Origin of the sequence: Agrobacterium sp. MCAB5 (genome assembly GCF_052114365.1) — a bacterium.
Lineage (GTDB): Bacteria > Pseudomonadota > Alphaproteobacteria > Rhizobiales > Rhizobiaceae > Agrobacterium > Agrobacterium tumefaciens.
The window spans coordinates 1-418 of the sequence record NZ_JBFREP010000300.1 but is presented as its reverse complement, the minus strand read 5'-3'; the positions used below and the strand labels follow the sequence as shown (position 1 = coordinate 418).

Genomic DNA, 418 nt, shown 5'->3' with positions numbered 1-418 from the left:
ATCTAACATCGAGATATCACGTGACGTTTTTTCTTTTATCAAACGCACGGGAGACTGTTTTGTAACAGTAGTGGACATCAAGTCATATTTTGAAAGTCTCGGTCACAAGGGTATCAAAGAAACGTGGGAGATGCTCTTAGGATTTCCTATGCCTGATGATCATATCGCTGTTTATCGGAATCTGACTCGCTATTCGGTCGTAGACTATGACAAAGTACTTGGTAGACTTAAACTTTATGAAAAGCCGGTAGTAGGAAGCCGGCTTAGCAGGCGCCGACGCGGTATAGATGAACTCAAGTCAAACCGTCATAAACAACTGTGCAGTCCTGCTGAGTTCCGGAAACTCATAGCTGGCTCTGACCCAGCCACTCCTAGCTTGATACAAAAGAATGGATTTGACTTTGGTATTCCGCAGGGA

Annotated in this window: 1 protein-coding gene; it reads left to right on the top strand. The window is 44.3% G+C overall.

Annotation, left to right across the window (positions count from 1 at the left end; translation table 11 throughout):
- Positions 1-418, top strand: a 418-nt coding sequence (locus tag AB4Z23_RS28725; RefSeq protein ID WP_441361343.1) for a hypothetical protein, incomplete at both ends; no start/stop codon positions are given.